Annotated in this window: 14 protein-coding genes and 1 pseudogene; 9 read left to right on the top strand and 6 right to left on the bottom strand. The window is 73.0% G+C overall.

The genetic code is table 11. The features are described from left to right. Nucleotides 1-26: 26 nt before the first annotated feature. Complete coding sequence (locus tag ACIQUQ_RS28490; protein WP_403981394.1) at nucleotides 27-488, bottom strand: MerR family transcriptional regulator; 462 nt, start codon at nucleotides 486-488, stop codon at nucleotides 27-29. Between the two features lie 93 nt (nucleotides 489-581). Here ACIQUQ_RS28490 and ACIQUQ_RS28485 point away from each other — a divergent pair, with 93 nt between their 5' ends. From ACIQUQ_RS28485 to ACIQUQ_RS28465, 5 genes are all read left to right on the top strand, one after another. Beyond that, the gene (locus ACIQUQ_RS28485; RefSeq protein ID WP_403981391.1) at nucleotides 582-1409 is read left to right on the top strand and encodes an oxidoreductase; all 828 of its coding nucleotides are present in this window, start codon (nucleotides 582-584) and stop codon (nucleotides 1407-1409) included. Nucleotides 1410-1640: 231 nt separating this feature from the next. Further along, complete coding sequence (locus ACIQUQ_RS28480) at nucleotides 1641-2438, top strand: hypothetical protein (protein ID WP_403981388.1); 798 nt, start codon at nucleotides 1641-1643, stop codon at nucleotides 2436-2438. A 306-nt stretch (nucleotides 2439-2744) separates the two neighbouring features. Further along, on the top strand, nucleotides 2745-4085 hold the full coding sequence (locus ACIQUQ_RS28475; RefSeq protein WP_403981386.1) for a discoidin domain-containing protein: 1341 nt from the start codon (nucleotides 2745-2747) through the stop codon (nucleotides 4083-4085). Further along, nucleotides 4085-5362, top strand: a complete 1278-nt coding sequence (locus tag ACIQUQ_RS28470; RefSeq protein ID WP_403981383.1) for an MFS transporter — start codon at nucleotides 4085-4087, stop codon at nucleotides 5360-5362. Before ACIQUQ_RS28475 ends, ACIQUQ_RS28470 begins: the two co-directional genes overlap by 1 nt. Continuing rightward, nucleotides 5359-6348 (top strand): hypothetical protein, encoded by a 990-nt coding sequence (locus tag ACIQUQ_RS28465; RefSeq protein WP_403981380.1) that lies wholly within the window; start codon nucleotides 5359-5361, stop codon nucleotides 6346-6348. The genes ACIQUQ_RS28470 and ACIQUQ_RS28465 overlap by 4 nt, the downstream gene beginning before the upstream one ends. 23 nt (nucleotides 6349-6371) lie before the next feature. Here the strand turns inward: ACIQUQ_RS28465 and ACIQUQ_RS28460 are convergent, their stop codons facing one another. Continuing rightward, nucleotides 6372-6899: a 2'-5' RNA ligase family protein gene (locus tag ACIQUQ_RS28460; RefSeq protein ID WP_403981377.1), complete on the bottom strand. Its 528-nt coding sequence runs from the start codon at nucleotides 6897-6899 to the stop codon at nucleotides 6372-6374. 187 nt (nucleotides 6900-7086) lie between these two features. Here ACIQUQ_RS28460 and ACIQUQ_RS28455 point away from each other — a divergent pair, with 187 nt between their 5' ends. Together ACIQUQ_RS28455 and ACIQUQ_RS28450 are read left to right on the top strand one after the other, a co-directional pair. Further along, entirely contained in the window at nucleotides 7087-8757 is a 1671-nt protein-coding gene (locus ACIQUQ_RS28455; RefSeq protein ID WP_403981375.1) for a serine/threonine-protein kinase, read from the top strand. A gap of 118 nt (nucleotides 8758-8875) precedes the next feature. After that, complete coding sequence (locus tag ACIQUQ_RS28450) at nucleotides 8876-9532, top strand: dihydrofolate reductase family protein (RefSeq protein WP_403981372.1); 657 nt, start codon at nucleotides 8876-8878, stop codon at nucleotides 9530-9532. A 113-nt stretch (nucleotides 9533-9645) separates the two neighbouring features. On the opposite strand, the gene ACIQUQ_RS28445 is transcribed toward ACIQUQ_RS28450, so the two are convergent. Beyond that, the gene (locus tag ACIQUQ_RS28445; protein ID WP_403981370.1) at nucleotides 9646-10758 is read right to left on the bottom strand and encodes an MBL fold metallo-hydrolase; all 1113 of its coding nucleotides are present in this window, start codon (nucleotides 10756-10758) and stop codon (nucleotides 9646-9648) included. A 300-nt stretch (nucleotides 10759-11058) separates the two neighbouring features. After that, a complete protein-coding gene (locus tag ACIQUQ_RS28440; RefSeq protein WP_403981367.1) occupies nucleotides 11059-11676 on the bottom strand; it encodes a TetR/AcrR family transcriptional regulator in 618 nt (205 codons plus the stop codon). A gap of 110 nt (nucleotides 11677-11786) precedes the next feature. Here ACIQUQ_RS28440 and ACIQUQ_RS28435 point away from each other — a divergent pair, with 110 nt between their 5' ends. After that, on the top strand, nucleotides 11787-12377 hold the full coding sequence (locus ACIQUQ_RS28435; RefSeq protein ID WP_403981363.1) for an SRPBCC family protein: 591 nt from the start codon (nucleotides 11787-11789) through the stop codon (nucleotides 12375-12377). Nucleotides 12378-12438: 61 nt separating this feature from the next. On the opposite strand, the pseudogene ACIQUQ_RS28430 reads toward ACIQUQ_RS28435, so the two are convergent. Continuing rightward, nucleotides 12439-12618: pseudogene (locus ACIQUQ_RS28430) on the bottom strand (FG-GAP repeat protein); the annotation flags it as partial. A 307-nt stretch (nucleotides 12619-12925) separates the two neighbouring features. On the opposite strand from ACIQUQ_RS28430, the gene ACIQUQ_RS28425 reads away from it, so the two are divergent. After that, nucleotides 12926-16927: a helix-turn-helix domain-containing protein gene (locus ACIQUQ_RS28425; protein ID WP_403981361.1), complete on the top strand. Its 4002-nt coding sequence runs from the start codon at nucleotides 12926-12928 to the stop codon at nucleotides 16925-16927. 104 nt (nucleotides 16928-17031) lie between these two features. Here the strand turns inward: ACIQUQ_RS28425 and ACIQUQ_RS28420 are convergent, their stop codons facing one another. Continuing rightward, entirely contained in the window at nucleotides 17032-19908 is a 2877-nt protein-coding gene (locus ACIQUQ_RS28420) for a trypsin-like serine protease (RefSeq protein WP_403981359.1), read from the bottom strand. Nucleotides 19909-20528 lie beyond the last annotated feature (620 nt).

Genomic DNA, 20528 nt, shown 5'->3' with positions numbered 1-20528 from the left:
CGTCCGGCAGGACGAAGGCCGGGCGATCACGCCTCGCGCGGCGGCGGCCACTCCTGCCGGGTGCCTGCCCGGGCTGCCCGGGCGGCGTCCGGGTGGGACGGATTCCAGAGCCGGTCGGCCTCACCGCGGTCGACGTGCTCCTCGTAGATCCGCACCTTCTGCCGCATCACGTGCAGGGTCTCCTGCAGTTCCCGGATCTGCGCCTCCACGTGATCCGCATGCCGGCGCAGCAACTCCAGCCGCTCGTGTTCGTTGCCCGGGCCCCGACGGGCCAGCTCGACGTACTGCCGGATCATCGCCAGCGACATGCCGGAGGAGCGCAGCCGGGTGCAGATCGCCAGCCATTCGAGGTCTTCCTCGTGGTAGATGCGGCGGCCGTTGGAGAGGCGGCGCACGGGGTTGGCGAACAGGCCCTCCCGCTCGTAGAACCGCAGCGCGTGAACGCTCAGCCCACTGCGCGCCGCCACTTCGCCGATGCTCAGATCCATGGGCGGCTCCCGTCACACACATCTTGATCTAGACCCGACTCTAGCTCTTAGCGTCGAGCTGCTGACCAACCGGCGATCGGAATGTGGGAGAACATGAGCGTTTGGTTTGTCACCGGTGCATCGCGCGGGCTCGGCGCCGCCATCACCCGCGAGGCCCTGCGGCGGGGGCACAGCGTCATCGCCACGGCGAGGGACGTGTCGGCCGTGCGTGAGGCCTACCCGGAGGGGCCGGAGGGCCTGCTGGCGGTGAATGCGGACGTGACCGAGGCCGAGCAGCTCAGAACCGCGGTGGAGGCCGGCCTGGCGGCGTTCGGGCGGATCGACATCGTGGTCAACAACGCCGGTTACGGTCTCGTCGGCGCGATCGAGGAGACCTCCGACGAGGCTGCCCGCGACCTGTTCGACGTCAACGTGTTCGGCGTCCTCAACACGCTGCGGGCCACCCTGCCGACCCTGCGTGCCCAGCGTTCCGGACACGTGGTGAACATCGGCTCCGTCGGTGGCTTCGCCACCGCTCCGGCGGTGGGCCTGTACGGCGCGTCGAAGTTCGCCCTCGAAGGCATCTCCGAGGCACTGCACGGCGAACTGGCCCCGCTGGGGGTCCACGTCACGGTCGTGGAACCGGGCGGCTTCCGCACCGACTTCCTCAACGGCTCCAGCATCCGGGTCGAACCGGCCGCCATCGCCGACTACGCAGCCGGCGCGGGGCCGGTGCGCGCGGCACTGGCCGGCAACGACGGCCGCCAGCCGGGGGATCCGGTGAAGGCGGCCAGGGCCGTCGTCGACCTCACCGAGACCGCCGACCCCCCGCTGCGCCTCCAACTGGGCGCGGACGCACTCGAACGCGTCGAGGCGAAGCTGGACCTGGTACGCCGCGAACTCGACCAGTGGCGCCACGTGGCCCTCTCCACCGCCCTCTGACCGCCCGTCCGCCGCACCCGCTGGGCGCAGCGTCGCCCTGGCCTGGCAGGCACCTCTCCGCCGGGGTCCCCGCCAGGCCGGCCGTGCGCACCGGGAGGAGGGCGGACACGCCACGGATCCGAGCCGGCCCCCTCCCGGCCGCCCGGGCCCCCTCCCGGCCGCCCCGGGACCCCTCCCGCCCCGGCGCCCGATGCGCATGCGCCACACGTCGTCGGGGCCCACGCTGGAGGGATGAGCACCCAGAGCCATCGGGCGGCTCGCGAGGGCATCGCGGGGCTCCTGGAGAGCCCTGTTGTCGGGATGGCCCCGTGGATCGTCTTCGGCATCCTCTCCGGCCCCGGCCGCTTCGAGATCGCGGTGGGCATCGCCCTGGCCCTGACCGTCCTCCTGGTCGTGGCCGGCCGGTGGTCCCACCCCGGAAGCTCCTGGAAGCTGCTGGAGCTGGCCGACCTGATCTTCTTCACGGGGCTCGCGATCATCGGGGCCCTGGCGGACGACGGCACCCTGCGGTGGCTGGAGACCTACTCCGGCGAGATCTCCAACCTCGCCCTGGTCGCCATCGCCTTCGGCTCCATGGCCCTGCACCGGCCGTTCACCCTCGCCTACGCCCGTGAACAGACCGACCCCTCGCTCTGGGACACCCCGCAGTTCCTGCGGGCCAACCAGGTCATCACGGGGGTGTGGGGTCTGGCCTTCCTGGCCGGCGCCCTCGCGGGCGGCTACGGCGACCTGGTTTTGCGCGAGCCCGACAACCTCTGGACCGGCTGGGTCATCCCGGTCCTCGCCCTGATCGTGGCCGTGCGCTTCACCCTCTGGTACCCCGAAACCCTCCGTGCCCGCGCACGGAAGGCGGCCGGCGAGCCGGGCCTGGAGCCGCCGGGCACGAACGCCATGCTCGCCCCGCTGGCCGGCTTGCTCGTACCGGTCGGGGCCCTCGTCCTGATCTTCGATGACGGCCCATGGTGGCTCGGGGGCGCCCTCATCGTGACGGGCGTCCTGGCCGGCAAGGCGCTGCGGGCGGACGCCTGACGGCAGCGGCCGGGCGTGCACGCGCACGGTCCGCCCCCACCACGCGCACGGCCCGCCCCCCCCACGCGAAGGGCCGCCCCGGGATCTGGTAGGAAACTTTCCTATCAGATAGCATCCCCGGCGGCGGCTTGGCGCGGCGCCCCTCCCCGGTACGCCCGGGGGCAGGGGCGTGACGCGCTCAGCGAGAGCTCTGACCCGGCCGCCGTGCACGCGTACGCCCCGAGGCGCCCGCCGTCACGGGGCCGGCCCGCGCTGCCCGCACCGGTGCCCAGCTCTCACCCTTCCCAGGCAAAGGGAGTCACAGGTATGCCCCAACCGCACGCCTCCGCCCCGTCACGCCGCACCACCACCCTGTCCCTGCTGCTCGCCGCCGTCCTGCTCGTGACCGGGGTCCTCGTCCTCGCGTCCACCGGCCGCGCCGAGGCCGCCGACCCGCTCCTCTCCCGCGGCAGGCCCGCAATCTCGTCCTCCGACGAGGCCTCCGAGTTCACCCCCGCCAAGGCCTTCGACGGCGATCCCGCCACCCGCTGGGCCAGCGCCGAGGGCTCCGACCCCCAGTGGCTCCGCGTCGACCTCGGCACCACCGCCACCGTCTCCCGCGTCCGCCTCAAGTGGGAGGCCGCCTACGGCAAGGCGTACCGCATCGAGATCTCCGCCGACGGCTCCGGCTGGACCACGCTCGCCACCGAGACCGCCGGCAACGGCGGCACGGACGACTGGACCGCCCTGAACGCCAAGGGACGCTACGTACGCGTCTTCGGCACCGCCCGCGGCACCTCGTACGGCTACTCCCTCTACGAGGCCGAGGTCTACGGGACGCCCGGCGACACCACCCCGCCCGGCACCGGCGCCTTCACCGTCGTCGCCGCCGGCGACATCGCCGCCCAGTGCACCGCCTCCAGCAGTTCCTGCGCCCACCCCAAGACGGCCGCCCAGGCCCAGCGGATCGGCCCGAAGTTCTACCTGACGATGGGCGACAACCAGTACGACGACGCCCGCCTGTCCGACTACCGGAACTACTACGACAAGACCTGGGGCGCCTTCAAGGCCAGGACGCGGCCCGCCCCCGGCAACCACGAGACCTACGACCCGGCCGGGTCGCTCGCCGGCTACAAGTCGTACTTCGGAGCGATCGCGTACCCCCAGGGCAAGCCCTACTACAGCTTCGACGAGGGCAACTGGCACTTCATCGCCCTCGACTCCAACTCCTTCGACGACCCCGCCCAGATCCAGTGGCTCAAGAACGACCTCGCCGGCACCACCAAGGGCTGCGTCGCCGCCTACTTCCACCACCCGCTCTACTCCTCCGGCGGCCACGGCAACGACCCCGTCTCCAAGCCCGTCTGGCAGATCCTCTACGCCGCCAAGGCCGACCTGGTCCTCAACGGCCACGACCACCACTACGAGCGCTTCGCCCCGCAGGACCCCTCCGGCCGGGCCACCGCCGACGGCATCGTCGAGATCGTCGCCGGCACCGGCGGCGCCGAGCCGTACCCCATCGAGAACGTCCAGCCCAACAGCCAGAAGCGGATCAGCGGCCCCTACGGGGTGCTGAAGCTGGACCTCACCGACACCACCTATGGCTGGCAGTACGTCGGCACCGACGGCCAGGTCAAGGACACCGGCCCGACCCGCACCTGCCACTGATGTACCTCGCGACCACCGGTCGCCGGGACGCGTCGCCCGCCCCCTCCGGGGCGCGGCGGCGCGTCTCCGCCACCGTCCTCGCCCTGGGCGCGGTCAGCCTCGTCACCGACGTCTCCTCCGAGATGGTCACCGCCGTGCTGCCCCTCTACCTGGTCGTCGGCCTCGGCCTCACACCCCTCCAGTTCGGTTTCCTGGACGGGCTGTTCACCGGCGCCACCGCCCTCGTCCGGCTCGCCGGCGGCCACACGGCCGACCGCGGCGGCCGCCACAAGGCGGTCGCCGGGGCCGGCTACGCGCTCTCCGCCTGCTCCCGGCTCGGGCTGCTGCTCGCCGGCGGCGCGACCGGCGGCATCGCCGCCGCACTCGCCGCCGACCGCCTCGGCAAGGGCATCCGCACCGCCCCGCGCGACGCCCTGATCACCCTCGACAGCACGCCCGACGGCCTCGGCCGCGCCTTCGGCGTGCACCGCGCCATGGACACCACCGGCGCCCTCCTCGGCCCCCTCGCCGCGTTCGCGCTCCTGTGGGCCACCGCCGACGCGTACGACGCCGTCTTCGTCGTCAGCTTCTGCACCGGGCTGCTCGGTGTGCTGCTGCTCGTCGTCCTGGTCCCCGGCGGACGGCGGCAACCGGTGGGCGGCGCGCACCGGTTGCGCGACCTCGCCGCGCCGCTGCGGCTGCCCGGCGTACGCCGGATCGCGCTCGGCGCCGCGCTCCTCGGCGGGGCCACCGTCGGCGACGCCTTCCTCTACCTGCTGCTCCAGCAGCGGACCGAACTGGCCGCCACCTGGTTCCCGTTCCTGCCGCTGGGCGCCTCGGCGGTCTACCTCCTGCTCGCCGTACCGGCCGGCCGGCTCGCCGACCGCGTCGGGCGCCGCCGCCCCTTCCTGTACGGACACGGCGCCCTGCTCCTGGCCCTCGGCCTGCTCCTCGCGCCGCTGCCCGCGGCCGTGCTCCTGGTGGGCGTCCCGCTCGCGATCGGGGTCTTCTACGCCGCCACCGACGGCGTCCTGATGGCCCTCACCGGTCCGCTCCTGCCGCCCGGACGCCGGGCCGGCGGACTCGCGCTCGTCCAGACCGCGCAGGCCGTCGCCAAGGTCGGCGCCGCAGCCGGCTTCGGGGCCGCCTGGACCCTGTGGGGACCCACAGCCGCGCTCCTGACCGCCCTCACCGGACTCACGGTGGCGATGTACGGCGCGAGCCGCCTGCTCCCGTCCGACCGCCGCCCCGTGGCCCCGCCGTCCACGCCGCACTCCCCGAAGGGTCCCTCCTGTTGACCACCGCGACCGCCCCGAACCGCCGCCGCCTGTGGGCGCTGCTCCTCGGAGTCCTGCTCCTCGCCGGCGGAGCCACCGCCTACACCGTGCGCGCCGCCGGCGCCCGCCCCGACCCGGCCACCGCGACGCCGAGCACCGGCTTCACGCTCGGCACGGGCACCCCGGGCAGCCTGTGGTTCCGCGACACCGCCACCGGCCGGGTCGCCCGCCAGGACCCCGGCGCCCCCGGCGGTCGCGCGGCGCTCGGTCCCCGCTGCGACCGCTTCCACGCCGCCGGCGGCACCGCGCTGTGCCTGCAGCTGCGCCCCGGCGTGCCTGCCCGCACGTACGTCGTCGTCCTGGACCGACACCTGCGCGAGGTGCGCAGGATGAGCCTGCCCGGCATCCCCAACCGCGCCCGCGTCTCGGCCTCCGGCAAGGTCCTGGCCTGGACCACCTTCGCGAGCGGCGACTCGTACGCCACCTCCGCGTTCTCCACCCGCACCTCGGTCCTCGACCTGCGCACCGGCTACCTGATCAAGAACATGGAGCAGATCCCGCTCACCCTGGACGGGCGCCGCCACCACGCCCCCGACGTCAACTACTGGGGCGTCACCTTCGCCGCCGACGACAACCGCTTCTACGCCACCGTCGCCACCCGGGGCCGCACCCACCTGGTCGCGGGCGACCTGAAGAAGTGGGCGGCGCGGACGCTCAAGGAGAACGTCGAGTGCCCCTCGCTCTCGCCGGACGGCACCCGCATCGCCTACAAGAAGAAGGTCTCCGCCGACCCCCGCGCACCCTGGCGCCTGCACGTCCTCGACCTCGCCACCCTCCGCGACCACCCCCTCGCCGACCCCCGCTCCGTCGACGACCAGGCGGCCTGGACCACCCCAGACACCGTCGCGTACGCACACGACGGCGCGGTCTGGGCCGTCCCCGCCGACGGCACGGCCACCCCCCGCCGCCTCGTGCCGGGCGCGTCCTCACCCGTGGTGCCGAGGTGAGGTCCGGATCGCCGGATCAGGGTTCACCGCCCGTCAGGGGCGCCGAGCGGAGCGGTGCCGCGCAGCCGCCAGCCTTCCTGCGTCAGCGCCACCAGCTGGACGGCCGTCGCACGGGTGCGCAGCGGCAGCAGGCCGTCGACCGCCGCGCACACCCGTGCGGCGGTCACCGGGTCGTCCGCCCCCAGAGCGACGGTGACATGGGCGGCGGGCCGCGCGCCGAAGCGGCCCCCGTACGGGAGCAGGCCGGGCCACCGGGCCCGGAACGCCTCGACCGCCGGCTGCAGACCCGGAACGGTGACGGCGACGGAGCCCGCCTCCGTCACGACCTCCTCCAGCAGCAGGTCGGCTGCCGGAAGCCTCGCCGCCAGGGAGAGCACGCCCTCCTCGTCCTCACCTGTCAGCGCCGGTTCCGGCACGAACGGGTAGAGGAGCGAGACGTGTGCCGGCACCCCGGGTCTCACCAGACCCGGATCGATCCGCCACGCCGCGTCGAGAAGCGGGGCGGCACCGGGAAGGACGATGACGACGGCAGTGGTTCCTGGCTCTGGCACTCCTTCATCATCACAGGACCATGGCGAACCGGTCCGAACACGGCACGGGCCACGGCTGCCCGGCGTTCTCTCCCTCTCCCGGACTTCCCTGTGGATCAAGGGAGTTGAGCCTCCCGCACCGTGCGGGTTGAATGACCGCGGGGAAGCCACGCGCCCGAGGGGGTGCGCCAGGGGGGGAGGGCAGGGCATGCGCGGCCGGTTGCTCGGAGGGCGGTACCGCCTCGGGAAGCGCCTCGGCGCCGGTGGGATGGGCGTGGTCTGGGAGGCCCACGACGACCTGCTGCACCGGACCGTCGCCGTCAAGGTCCTGCCGGACACACCGGAGACGCCCGAAGCGCTGGCCCGGCTGGAGCGGGAGGCCCGAGCCGCCGCCGGGCTGTCGGAGAACCGCCACGTCGTGACGGTCCACGACTTCGGCCGCGAAGCCGGCACCGCCTACGTCGTGATGGAGCGCGTACGCGGCCACACCCTCGACGAACTGCTCCGCAGGTGGGGGCCGCCGGCACCGGCCCGAGCCGTGGAGTGGACGCGCCAGGTGTGCGTCGGCCTCGCCGCGGCACACGCCGCCGGGGTCGTGCACCGGGACGTCAAACCGTCCAACGTCATCGTGACGCCGGACCTGAGCGTGAAGATCCTGGACTTCGGCATCGCCTGGTTCCATCCGGCACTCGGCCTGGAACGCCTCACCGGCGGCTCCGCCATCGGCAGCGCGCCGTGGATGTCTCCCGAGCAGATACAGGCCGGACGCATCGACCACCGTACCGACCTGTACTCGGTCGGCTGCCTGCTGTTCGAACTCCTCACCGGCCGGCCCCCTTTCGGCGACAGGCAGTTGCACTCCCAGTTCGTGGCCCACGTGACCGAGGCGCCGGTCGCTCCGGGAACCGTACGCGCGGATCTGCCGCCCGTCCTCGACGAGCTGGTGCTCGCCCTCCTGGCCAAGTCACCCGACGACCGGCCGCAACGCGCCGCCGACGTGGCGGCCCGGCTGGGCGGCATCGCGGGCGAGCTGGGCGCCGCGGCGACCTCGCCCCACCCGCCCGGGCCGCCCTCCGTCCCCGCACCCCCGGCCGCCGCCGCGACGGAGCCGCTCACGCCCGCGCGGGACGCGGCCCCTGCCGGGCGACCCACCCGCACCCGCACCCGCACCCGGATCCGTGCCGTGCCGGTGGCAGCCGTGGCCGTGGTCCTGGCAGCCGGCCTGACGACGGCCCTCGTGTGGATGGACGGCCGGAACGACCCCTCGGACACCGGGAGAGCGGGCTCGGGAACGACCGCCGGCCGCCCCACGCCGTCGGACTCCGAGACGCCGAGGCCGAAGCCGGAGCCGGGCACGAACACGAGCGTCCGCTTCCCGCGTACGGCGGCAGTGACCGGACCGCTGCAGAACGGCTGGCGCACGGTCCACGAAGAGGCCCGCCGGTTCACGATCGCGGTCCCCGCCGACTACGAGCGCACGGAGGAGAGGGCCGGAGTCCTCTACACGGGTCCGGGCTCGCAGATCGTCGTGACCGTCTACCACGAGTTCGACATCACCGACGAGGTCCAGGACGACCTGCGCGACCAGCTGAAGTGGTACCAGGAAGGAGCCGACGGAACGATGACCGCCGTACGCAGTGACGGAGTGCAGCCGGCCACGCTGCTCGGCGTGCCGGGCTGGACCTTCGAGGCGACGTACCACAAGACCGGCGCGGACGACCCCGGCTCCAGGCACCGCCGCATCGAGCTCGCCGCAACGGACTCCGCACGCGAACAGGTCTACTTCCGGGTGGAGTTCCCCGACGTACCCGACCAGCGGACGAGGGCCATGGGCGTGCTCGCCGCCATGCGCGAGCGGATGGTCCTCCGGCAGCGCTAGGCACGCTCCCCGACCTGGGGTGCAGCACCTGATGTCACGTTTCCCGCGGCGCGTTTGTCCCACGTGCGAACCGTCACGACCGCGGCACACACGCCGCGCCACCAGGGAAAGAGCACGCATGGAACTGAGCGTTCACACCTTCGTCAGCCTCGACGGCGTCATGCAGGGCCCCGGCGGCGTCCAGGAGGACCCGTCGGGCGGCTTCGACCGCGGCGGCTGGCTCGTACCGCACACCACCGAGGGCCAGCTCGAGCCGGTGGGGGAGTGGTTCGGCCGGGCCGACGCGATCCTCCTGGGGCGGACCACCTTCGAGATGATGCGCACCTACTGGTCGCAGGTGACCGACCCCGACAACGTCGTGGCCACGGCCCTCAACACGGGGCAGAAGTACGTCGTCAGCAACACGCTCACCGATGCCGGCGCAGCATGGGGCAAGACCACCGTGCTGCGCGGCGAGGACGTCGTCGAGCAGGTGCGCCGGCTCAGGGAACAGCCGGGCGGCGAGCTCCAGGTGCACGGCAGCTGGCAGCTCGTCCGGACCCTCCACGACGCCGGGCTGGTGGACGTCCACCGCCTGATCCAGTTCCCCGTCGTCGTCGGCGCCGGCAAGCGCCTCTTCGACGGGGGCGCCGTCCCGTCCGCCTACCGGATCACCGAGTCGCACGTGGCGGCCGGCGGCTCCGGCGCGGTCGCCCTCACCCTCCGCCGCACCGCGTCGGGCACGACCGGAGCCGGCGAGTTCGTCGTACGCGACGGCAGGGAGAGCACGGCGTAGGAACCGGCAGCGAGCGGGAGGGACCAAGGGGACCCTGCACCGACGGGCCGGTCACGGCCCGTCGGTGCAGCCGGGGCCCCTCACACTGCAACGCCCGCACGGCCGGGCGTCCTTCAGGGGCGGGTGCCGAAGGGGCCGAGGACCTTGTGGTCGAGCCGCAGGGATTCGACCATGGTCCAGGCGTTGTCGTAGGTGAAGACGTCGGCGCCGCCGAGCCGGCTGGTCCAGGCCGGGGTGACGGCGTCGGCCGTGGTCTGGGTGAGGATGTCGAGGTACTCCTTGAACACGGCCCACGCGTTGCCCGGGTACTTGGCGAAGAGGTAGCCCACGTCGACGAATTCGGTGATGGCCTTCCTGCCGTGGTGCTCCAGGTCGCGCAGGTACTCCTGCTGGATCTCGACGTCCTGCCGCGTACCCAGCCGTGTCAGGTGCCCGCCGATGAAGGTCTTGAAGTCGAACTCCAGGATCTGGTCGTGCGCCTTGAGCCAGCCGGGGATGTTGGTGGACACGACGAGGTTCCTGAACGGGACCCAGCCGGGGTAGACGATGTCCGCGACGTTCAGGACCTTCTGCCGCGGCGCGTGGACGAACAGGTTGTCCTGGCTGTGGTTGGGTCCCTTGTAGTGGAGCTCCAGGACCTGGTCGTCCACCTCCAGGCGGTAGCTGCCGGAGACGGTGCGGGTCGGCAGCGGCGGCCGGCTGGACTCGGGCACCTGTCGGAGCAGGTGGGCGGTCTGCTCGTGGGCGATGATCACCGGCTTCGGGACGCTCGCGTCGCGGAGCTTGTCCGCCGCGCCGATGTGGTCCGCGTGGTAGTGCGTGTACACCAGGTGGCTGATGCGGGCACCCGGTGCCACCTCCTCGATCGCGCGGAGGATGTTGCCCCCCAGTGTCGGGGGAGCGTCCACCACGATGACCCGCTGCTTCCTGCCGTGGTGCCGTTCGGTCACCAGGAACATGATCTGGTAGAAGCCGTCCGTCAGCCAGTACAGCCGCTTGCCGATCTCCTGGACCAGATAGCCCTTCGCGGGGATCTGCGGACCGATCGCGGTGGGTGGAACGGGTGCGTACGCGCCCGGTGCGGCAGCGGCCGCAGCGGGGTTCGCGAGGACGGACTGGAGCGCGGGTACCGACGCTGCCAGTGCCGAGTACCTCAGGAAGTCGCGGCGGCTGGCCGGGTCGTGAGCGACGGGGTGAACGGGTTCCCCGCCAGGAGTCTTCGTCATGGCCTCTCCCAGGAGCGTGCGTCCGAATCGAGGGGTGTGGCAGCCCTCCTGCCTCGGAGCAGCCCGCTGCAACCCGTGGCCGACGCAGACTGGAAGGGCGGGGCAAATCTAGGTGCCCTCATCGTGCTGGACCGATGAGCCACGCAGAGCCGCTGCTCCGACCTGCGCAGCCAACGCGGATCCACCACACCATCGGACGGCACGCACGGCGGGGCGACGCGCCCCCCGTGCGCCCCCGCGCCCCGGCCGGCTGGCCGGGGCCCGTGCGGGGTGGCCGGGAGGGACCCGGGCGGGGACCGGTCAGCCGACTTCGCGGATGCCTCGGGCCGGTGGTGCGAGCAGGGCCGTCGTGCCGGCCTCGGTCAGGTCTTCGGCGTGTGGTGGCAGCGGTGTGCCGGCGCGGAGGTGGCGGCGGACCACTGACAGCGGGAGGTCGATCAGGGCCAGGGTCACCCGGTCGCGGCCCTGCCGGTCCCCGGCCGGGATGCCGAGGGCGTCGGCGAGGGAGGCCAGGGTGGCGAAGACCCGTGCGTTGCCCGCGTCCGCGCGCCGCCGGTGCTCTTCGGACCAGTCGGCCCGGCCGAAGTCGGCCGGGCCGTAGAGGAGGAGGGTGGCTTCCTCGGGGTGTTCCCGGCTCCACTCCACCACGTACCGGGCGGCGCCGGACGCCGCCCGGCGGGGGTCGTCGGCACCGTCGAGGACGGCGAAGTAGCCCTCCTGGAAGCGTTCCACGGTCCGCAGCCACACCTCGGCGAGGAGCGCCGGACGCCCGGCGAAGCGGTGGTAGACCGACCCGCTGGGCGCTCCTACGGCCTTGGCGACCGCCGCCATGGTCACGGCGCCCGGGCCGCCGCCCGCGGTGAGGCGCACGGCGGCGTCGAGGAGCAGATCGGAGTCGAAGCGGGGTGGTCTCGCCATGAAACAGAGAGTACCCTCCAATTTATTGGAGAGAGCCCTCTAAAAGTCTCCGGGGGCGAGCCATCAGCGACCTCGGCGGCAGGGCGAACCAACCGGTGAAGGGAGGACGCATGGGCGTCCACAACGTGCACGAGCGCCTGCTGGTCGCGCCGCAGGACGAGGTCGGGGCCCTGGTCGACACCCTCGCCGACGGGGACGACGACCGGCTGTGGCCCGGCCGGGCCTGGGCGCCCATGGTGTTCGACCGCCCGTTGGCCGTCGGCGCCGTCGGCGGACACGGCCCCGTGCGCTACACCGTCTCCGGCTACGCCCCGGGGCGCTGGATCCGCTTCGCCTTCACCGGACCGCGTGGCTTCCACGGCTTCCACGAACTGGCCGTGCTTCCCGCGGGCCCCGAGCGCACCGTGCTCCACCACACCCTCACGATGTCCCCCCGGGGCCTGGCCCGCCTCACCTGGCCGCTGCTGTGGGGGCCCCTGCACGACGCCCTCCTGGAGGACGCCCTCGACCGCGCCGAACTCGCGTGCAGCGGAGCCGTGTCCCGACCGGCCCGCTGGTCGCCGTACGTCCGCCTGCTGCGCGCGCTGGTCCGGCGCACCCTGCGCCCCCGCCGCGGCCCGACCGCCGCCCCGGCGCCGGCAGCAGGGGATCCCGCACGTGCCGAAGCGGTTCGCCGAGGGGCGTGGCGGGCAGCACGGTGACGGAGCCGTGGTGGATGCCGTCCACGTCTAGGGCGCCCACGAACAGGTCCGCCCGGCCGGCGCGGTTGGTCTCGCCGTAGGCGCCGAGGGCCAGGTCCGCCCGGCCGTCCCCGTCGAAGTCGCCCGCGGCGAGCCGCGCGCCCCAGACGCGGGCGGTGTTCGTCGTCGGGGGGACCGTGAGCGCGTCCGGGTCGGCGAGCGCGATGGCGCGGCCCAGACCGGCGGGGGAGCCGAAGAGCACGCTGACGGCGCCGCGGTCCCCGTCCGTGAACGGGGCGCCCTCCCGTCTACGACGACCCGTACGCCCGCGCCGCCGCTCTCGTCCACGATCTCCACGCCCCCCGCACAACCGTCGCCCGGATCGCCGAACTCCTGAAGTCCTGGACGCCGTAAGCGCACGAGCCCGACGACGAGGCGCGGTGCACGGCACGCGCCCCCACAGCCTGCTCCACGCCCGCCCCCGGGCCCTCGCCACAGCCTGACCGGATCGCCGTCCTGGGCAGGGAACTTCGCCGTTGCGGTGGTCGCCGGAGGACGCGGCAAACACAATGAACCGGGCGCGACCGGGAGGGGCTGGGCGGATGGCGGACGACGACCCTTTGAACGAGCTCGGGCGCAGACTGCAAGAGGGGCGGCAGCACCGGAACCTGCAGGTGGCCCAGGTGGAGCGCCTGTCAGGGCTGTCGCACACCACCGTCAGCCAGTCGCTCAACGGCCGTACGCTGCCCAGCGTCGCGACGCTGAAGGCCCTGGCGAAGGTCCTGCACCTCCCTCTGCCGGAGCTGCTCGAGTTGCGGGAGCGCGCGTTACGAGGGGACGCCGACGGGGTCGACGCGTGCCCGTATCCCGGCATGGAGCCGTTCGGGCCGGACCGCGCCCACGTGTTCTTCGGCCGCGACGAGCTGATCGCGAGACTGCTCACGGCCCTGGAATGGCGCCGCCGTGCCGGCGGGATCCAGCTGGTGATCGGGGCCTCCGGAGCAGGGAAGTCCTCGCTGCTGCGGGCCGGGCTCGTCCCCAGACTCCTCGGCGGCGCGCTGGACACCGACGGCGCCGGGGTATCGCCCGTGGTCGTCACCCCGACCGCCGACCCCGGCGCGGTCCTGGAGCGCTACCTCCAGGAGAACGGCGACACCACTGCGGCATCGGCATCGGCATCGGCATCGGCCGCGGCGTCCGGCACGGGCCTCCCCACCGGCCGGGAACGGGTCCTCGTCGTCGACCAGTTCGAGGAGGTGTTCACCGAGTGCCGGGACGAGGGCCGGCGGAGGCGGTTCATCGACGCGCTCGTCGCGCTGGCGGCGCCGGGCCCCGGCGGGGCCCCGCCGGCCGTACGGGTCGTCGTAGGGCTCCGTGCCGACTTCTACGCCCCCTGCCTCGACCATCCCGGCCTCCTGGCCGCGGCCTCCGACGACCCGATCACCGTGGGCCCGCTGACCCCCGCACAACTGCGAGAGGCCATCACCGAGCCCGCGGCGAGGTCCAAACGCCCCTTGCACCTGGAACCCGGCCTGGCCGAACGCCTCCTCGCCGACCTCGGCACCTCTGACTCCCACCCCGACCCCGAGCCGCACGACCCGCACGCCGGCACCGTCCAGACCGGTGCCCTCCCTCCGCTCGGCTACGACGCCGGCCGGCTGCCGCTGCTGGCCCACGCGCTGCGCGTCACCTGGGCCCAGCGCACCGGCGACACCCTCACCCTCCGCGGCTACGAGCTCACCGGTGGCATCCGGGGTGCCGTCAAACGCTCAGCCGAGCAGGTGTGGAACCGACTGGACAAGCCCGGCAGAAAGGAGGCCGAGGCGCTCTTCCTGCGGCTGATCAGGGTCGACCGGAACCCGGCAGCGGACTCCCGCCGCCGGGCTGCTCGGGCCGTCCTCTTCGCCGCAGCCAACCAGCCGGAGGTACTGGCCGAGGTCGTCGACGCCTTCGTCGCCGCGCGCATGCTCACGCAGTACGAGGACACCGTGGAGATCACCCACGAGGTGCTCCTGCGGTCCTGGCCCCGCCTGCGCAGCTGGGCGGACGCCGAACGCGACCGGGACCTGGTCCACCAGAACCTGGAAGAGGCCGCACACGCCTGGCTGGAACGCTCCCGCAGCCCCGAACTCCTCTACCGGGGCAGCGTGCTCGAAGCGGCCCGGCGGGGCGTCGCCGCAGCCGGAACCAGGGTGGGCCCCACCACCCCGGCTGCTGTCTTCCTCGCCGCCTCGACCCGCCTGCACCGCCGGACCAGGGCCGTGCGCAGGGGCGCGGTCGCCCTCCTCGGCGTACTGGCCCTCCTGGCGTCCACGACCGCCTGGTACGCCCTGCGTCAGCGCACCGCCGCACAGGACGAACGGGACCGGACCGTCGCCGCGCGGATCGCCTCCGAGGCCGACCGGGCCCGGTCGGCGGACGTCGCACTGGCCGCACGCCTGGACGTCGCGGCCCACCGGACCCACCCCACCGACGCCACCCGGGCGAAGGTCCTGTCGGCCGCCGGGAGTCCGCTGCCCCAGGTGCTGCCGTGGCGCCTCAACCGTGAGGACAGGCTCGCGTTCGCGGGCGACGGCACCACCCTCCTGGCATTCCGCAGCATCCAACTGGCCGATCGAGAAGGTGTCCTCGCCTGGCGCATCGGGCGGGACCGGCCCGGCGAAGGACGGGAGCTCGCCCTCCCCGAGGACTGGCTCCCCGTCCGCTGGACGAGCGTCAGCCCCGTCCTCCCCCTGACGGCGGTCCGCGACGGCAGGGGCCGCACCGGCCTGTGGGACATCCGTGACCCGACCCGACCACGGCTGCGTGCCGTCCTCCAACCGTCGGTGATCGCCGTCCACTTCGCTCCGGATGCCGCAGTCATGGCCACCGTCACCGACGTCGTCCCGAACACCGAGGGCATCCTGGACGCCGACGACACCCGGGTACAGCTGTGGGACATCGCCGACCCGACCCGGCCCCGGCCGATGAGCGCGCCGTTCGGGACCCCCGGCATCGTCCACAAGACGGTGGGCCTCGCCGACCACGGGCGGACCGTGGCGACTTGGGCAGGGAACGGAGTGCAGCTCTGGCACGTCGCCCCAGGCGCCAGGCCCGATGCGTCACCGGAGCGGAAAGGCAGGTTCGCAGGGCGGAGCGCGAAGGAGCTGTTGGGCACGAAGGGTTTGCAGAAGTTCGTCCTGCGTCCCGACGGGCAGACGCTGGCCGTCCTGATCGGCAGCCGCGCCGAGCTGTGGCGACTGGACGGAGGCGAGCCCCAGGTCGTCCCCGTGGGCGATCCGGCCACGAAGGTCGGCACCCTCGCCTACAGCCGGGACGGAACGTGGCTGGCGACCGCCGACGAGCAACGGCACACCGTGCAGATCTGGGACGACGCCCTGGTCCGGCCCGGCGCAGCCATGCCGCCCCTCGTCGGCCACACCGCCTCGATCGAGGCGCTGGCCTTCGCCCCTGACGGGCGGACCCTGGCCGTCAGGGACGAGAAGGCAGTACACCTCTGGACGATGCCCGCGGGCATACGCACCAAGGCGGGTTACCGGTCCACCGAACTCCTGGCCTACCGGCCCGACGGGCGGCTGCTGCTCTACCTGGGGCGCGACCCCGTCCTGTGGGACACCACCAATCCGCTGCGCCCGCGCTTCGTCACCCGGCTGGGCACCGAGTACGCCCAGAGCGCCGCGTTCGCCCCGGACGGAAACACCCTGTTCACGACCACAGGCACGGGCGAGGCCGAGATCTGGGACGTACGCTCGCCACGCGCCCCGCGCCGCATCGGACCGGCCTTCAGCCCCGGCCGGGAGCACGAATCCTTCCTCTCACCGGAGCGCGAGCTGTCCCTCTCGGCGGACGGCCACCTGCTGGCCGTCACCGCCGCGGAGACGCTGAACCTGTGGGACGTCAGCGACCCTCAGCGGCCCCGGCTCGTACGCCGCACTCCGCAGACCCGCTGGGCGGTCTTCGCCCCCGAGGGGCGCACGCTCCTCACGGCGAGTGCGCTCGGCGTGCAGCTGTGGGACCTACGGGATCCCATGGCCCCCAAAGCCGTGCGGGGCTTCGTCCCCAGGATCGAGAACGAGGCCGTGGACCTGGGGCGCCCGGTCTTCGACACCCCCTCGCGGGTCCTGCTCGTGCGCAGGTCCCCGGTGGAAGCGGAGGCCGGCCTGTGGGTCTGGGACAGCTCGCGTCCTGCCTCCCCGGAGAACCCGTACGCCGTACCGGTGGAGCTGACGGGACCGGTGCACTCCGTCGCCGTCCGGCAGGGCCTCGTGGTCATCGGCGGTGCCGACGGCCTCCGTCAGTGGCGCCTCGGCGACGCGCCCGTCGGCAACGACGGCGCGCCCCTGAGGGCCAGAGGCGGCCCGATCACCGGCCATACGGGCGCCGTCCGGAACGTGTACTTCGCCCCGGGCGGGGACATCCTGGCCTCGGCGGACGGCACCGGCGTGCTGTTCCGGCCGCTCGACACCGACGAAGCCGTCCGACGCATCTGCACGGCCACCGAGGGCGCCCTGCCCCCGGACCAGTGGCGCAGTACCTTCCCGGACCTGGACCGCAACCCGGGATGCGGCTGACGGAGGTGCCCCTCGGCCCGTCCGTGCCTCCGGGCCCGGTGAGACCACCCCGCGCATCGTGATCACCAGCACGGGGGGTCATGTCCGGGCCCGGAGGCCGGAGGCTACTTGCCGGTGGTGGCCGTCACGTCCGTGGTGCCCGCGAGGCCGCCGGGGAGTTCCTTCCACGCCGTCCAGGTGCCGGGGCCGCTCACGAGGATGGAGCCCTGGACCCTGCCGGAGGCGCCGACCGTGTAGACGTGGACGTTCTTGCCGGACGGGGTGCTGGTCACGCGGGTGAGGCCGGTGCCGCCGGCGTCGGTCCATGCGGTGTTCCAGCGGCCGGCGTCGTAGTTGCCGTACTGGGTCCAGAGGCCGCCGTTCCCGCCGACGATCTGGAGCTCGGTGTTGTTGCCGACGAGGCTGGCGGCGATGTCCTTGACGCCGGCGGCGCCGCCCGGGAGCTCGCCCCAGCCGGTCCAGGAGCCGTTCTGGGTGTTGAGGTCGCGGCCGTAGACGCGGCCGTCGGCGACGGCGTACAGGCGCACCGTCGTGCCGGCGGCGACGCTGGTCAGGCCGGTCAGGCCGGAGGACGCGATGTTGGCCCAGCCGGTGTTCCAGCGGCCCGCGTTGTAGTCGCCGACCTGGGTGTGGAGCGAACCGCCGGAGCCGGCGATCTGGAGGTAGACGACGTTGTTGACGATCGCGGCGGTGATGTCGCGGGCGCCCGCGGCGCCGCCGGGGATCTCACCCCAGCCGGACCAGGTGTTGGTGCGGGTGTCGAGGTCACGGCCGTAGACCTTGCCGCCGGCGATGCCGTAGTAGCGGATGTGGTTCGTGGCGGTGACGCTGGTCAGACGGGTGACTTCGACGCCGCCGACCTGGGCCCACTGGGCGTCGAAGGCACCGGTGGCGAGGTCGCCCTTCTGGCTGAAGAGAGTGCCCTGGCTGCCCGCCGCCAGGGAGACCTTGGAGGGTGCGGCCACCGCGGTGGCGGAGACGTCGTTCGCGCCGGCGAGGCCGCCGGGGAGTTCCTTCCAGGCGGTCCAGGTACCGGGGCCGCTTTCGAGGGTGGCGTTGAGGACCTTGCCCGAGGCGCCGACCGCGTAGACGTTGACGCTCTTGCCGACGGGGCTGCTGCTCAGACGGGTGAGGTCGGTGCCGCCCGCCTTGGTCCACGTCGTGTTCCAGTGGCCGGCGTCGTAGTTGCCGTACTGCATCCAGACCGCGCCGTCGGCGCCGACGATCTGCAGCTCGACGTTGTTGCCGACCAGGCTCGCGCCGATGTCCTTGACGCCGGCGGCGCCGCCGGGGAGCTCGCCCCAGCCGGTCCAGGAGCCGTTCTGGGTGTTGAGGTCGCGGCCGTAGACGCGGCCGTCGGCGACGGCGTACAGGCGCACCGTCGTGCCGGCCGTGAGGCTGGTGACGCTGGTGAGGCCGGAGGCGGAGACGTTGGTCCAACCGGTGTTCCAGCGGCCCGCGTTGTAGTCGCCCACCTGGGTGTAGAGGGAGCCGTCGGCGCCGGCGATCTGGAGGTAGACCACGTTGTTGACGATCGCGGCGGTGATGTCCCTGGTGCCGGCGGCGCCGCCGGGGATCTCGCTCCATCCGGACCACTGGCCCGTGCGGACGTTGAGGTCCTGGCCGTAGACCTTGCCGCCGGCGATGCCGTAGGCCCGCAGGTACTCGCCGGAACGCACGCTGGTCACACGGGTGATGTCCTTGCCGTCGGCCTTGGACCACGCCTGCCCGTACTCCCCGTAGCCGAGGTCGCCGGACTGGCTCCACATGGTGCCGCCACCGCCGGCCAGGACCGACACCTGCGAGCTGTTGCGGGGCGCGGCGACCTGTGCGATCCACGCACCGATGTCGTCCACCCGGGTGTCGTAGGCGCCGGCCTTGGAGCCGTCGCCCCCGTCGAGGCAGGCTTCCTGCCAGGAACGGCTGGTGAGGGCGGCGACCGTCGGCTTGCCGTTCTCGGTGCGCAGGGCGGGTGCGCCGGCGTCGCCCTTGCAGACGGAGTCCACGCCGGCGGTCTTGGCGGCGAGGTCGAAACCGGTGGCGTCGACGGCGCCGACGCCGAAGACGGCGGTGTGGACCTTGCTCGGCGCCCACTCGGAGGCGGTGCGGCCGAAGGCGGCGACGGTCAGCTCCTCACCGGTGGTGGGGGCCTTTGACGACAGCGGGGCCGGAGTGATGCTGAAGGCGGGCTTCTCCAGGCGTGCCATCACCAGGTCCCGGTCCGTACGCGGCACGAGCTCGACGATCTCCGTCGTGTGGCCCCCGGTCGTCGCCAGGTCCGCACGGCCCACGGTGAGGGTCGTCTTCTCCTTCGGTGCCCCGGCGGCGACCGTGTTGTCCTCGGCGGGGTTGTCGGCGAAGCAGCTCTTCGCGGCCAGGACCCAGCGCGGGTCGATCAGTGTTGCGGAGCAGAACCGCTTGTTGTCCCCGATGGCCAGCTTGCCGGTGAACGCGTACGTGTTGTCCCCGGAGGGCTGCGCGGCCGCGGCCGAGGAGCCGGTGATGCGCATCTCCAGCAGCACGGCCCGCTGCGGGTCGGCCGGGTCGGCCTCGCCGAAGCCCTTGGAAGTGTCCTTGGGGACCGTGAGGCTGGAGGTCTCGCCGGCGATGGAGATCTTGGCGGCCAGGTCGCGGTCGTTGGTCTCGATGCGGTAGGCGCGGGGGATGTTGACGGCGAGGTAGCCGGTGTTGGCGGCCTTGAAGCAGATCCTGGAGTCGTTGGTCAGCAGGTTCCGCGCCCAGACCATGATCTGGTACGGGCCGGAGCACGAGGTGTGCGTGATGTTGCCGTCACCGGCGATCAGATCGGCGCCGGTGACGGCCAGGACCGAGGAACGGAAGGGGTAGGCGGCGTCCTCGACGGCGAACGGGGCACCGGCGTTGGCTGCCGGCACGGTCTCGGCGGACGCGGGCAGAGCCGGTCCGGCGATGGAGAGGGCGACGGTGAACGTGGCTGCGGGCAGCCACCTGTGAGTACGCACGAGTTGCGTGTTGCCTTCCAGGGAAGTCCCCCAACGCGCTTGGCGCGTAGGAGGGATGGGCTCAATGCGACCGCGCCGCGTCGATGCGGACGGTCGTGATCGCCTGGGGGGCCGCCGCGCAGCATACCCGCTCGAACGGGTGAACGCAGAACGCTCCCGAACGACCCAAGTGGCCCATCTCACAGAGCGGTTACGGACGCGCAGTGTCGATCCACCCGGAACGCCTTGCTCGCGGCCGAAAACACTTCTCTCGGCTGCCCGCCCTCTCAACTGCACTGTTGAGCAATCGTGTTGTGTCACCCGGGAGTCTGCGTAAAGGAAACGTAAACAAGCCCCCGGGGTGTGCAACCATTCAGGACGCGCGCTGATCTTCAGTCGTGATCATCAGGAACTGTGCCGGACCCGGTCCGGAACGGGACCCGCCTCCTCCGGCCTGGGGAAGCCGATTCGAGGAGGGCGGCGGGTCCCGTCCGAGCGCAGGCAGCACGGCGACGACGCCACCTGGCAACCCGGAGGAAACGGGGTGCCGGGCCTGCCCGCGCAAGGACTCACCACACCACCACAGGGGGAACTTTCGTGCGCCATGATCCAGCAGCGCGGAACAGGGTGTGGGGGAGGCG

The organism is Streptomyces sp. NPDC101118 (assembly GCF_044759445.1).
In the GTDB taxonomy this organism is placed as follows: Bacteria; Actinomycetota; Actinomycetes; order Streptomycetales; family Streptomycetaceae; genus Streptomyces.
Note: the sequence above shows the minus strand (reverse complement) of the source record. Positions and strands in the feature narration are given on the sequence as shown.

Bases quoted from the DNA above. Each gene is read 5' to 3' on its own strand.
- ACIQUQ_RS28480 (WP_403981388.1), top strand. From the start codon at position 1,641: ATGAGCACCCAGAGCCATCGGGCGGCTCGCGAGGGCATCGCGGGGCTC.
- ACIQUQ_RS28440 (WP_403981367.1), bottom strand. From the start codon at position 11,676: ATGGCGAGACCACCCCGCTTCGACTCCGATCTGCTCCTCGACGCCGCC.
- ACIQUQ_RS28425 (WP_403981361.1), top strand. From the start codon at position 12,926: ATGAACCGGGCGCGACCGGGAGGGGCTGGGCGGATGGCGGACGACGAC.
- ACIQUQ_RS28450 (WP_403981372.1), top strand. From the start codon at position 8,876: ATGGAACTGAGCGTTCACACCTTCGTCAGCCTCGACGGCGTCATGCAG.
- ACIQUQ_RS28485 (WP_403981391.1), top strand. From the start codon at position 582: ATGAGCGTTTGGTTTGTCACCGGTGCATCGCGCGGGCTCGGCGCCGCC.
- ACIQUQ_RS28475 (WP_403981386.1), top strand. From the start codon at position 2,745: ATGCCCCAACCGCACGCCTCCGCCCCGTCACGCCGCACCACCACCCTG.
- ACIQUQ_RS28490 (WP_403981394.1), bottom strand. From the start codon at position 488: ATGGATCTGAGCATCGGCGAAGTGGCGGCGCGCAGTGGGCTGAGCGTT.
- ACIQUQ_RS28435 (WP_403981363.1), top strand. From the start codon at position 11,787: ATGGGCGTCCACAACGTGCACGAGCGCCTGCTGGTCGCGCCGCAGGAC.
- ACIQUQ_RS28455 (WP_403981375.1), top strand. From the start codon at position 7,087: ATGCGCGGCCGGTTGCTCGGAGGGCGGTACCGCCTCGGGAAGCGCCTC.
- ACIQUQ_RS28445 (WP_403981370.1), bottom strand. From the start codon at position 10,758: ATGACGAAGACTCCTGGCGGGGAACCCGTTCACCCCGTCGCTCACGAC.
- ACIQUQ_RS28470 (WP_403981383.1), top strand. From the start codon at position 4,085: ATGTACCTCGCGACCACCGGTCGCCGGGACGCGTCGCCCGCCCCCTCC.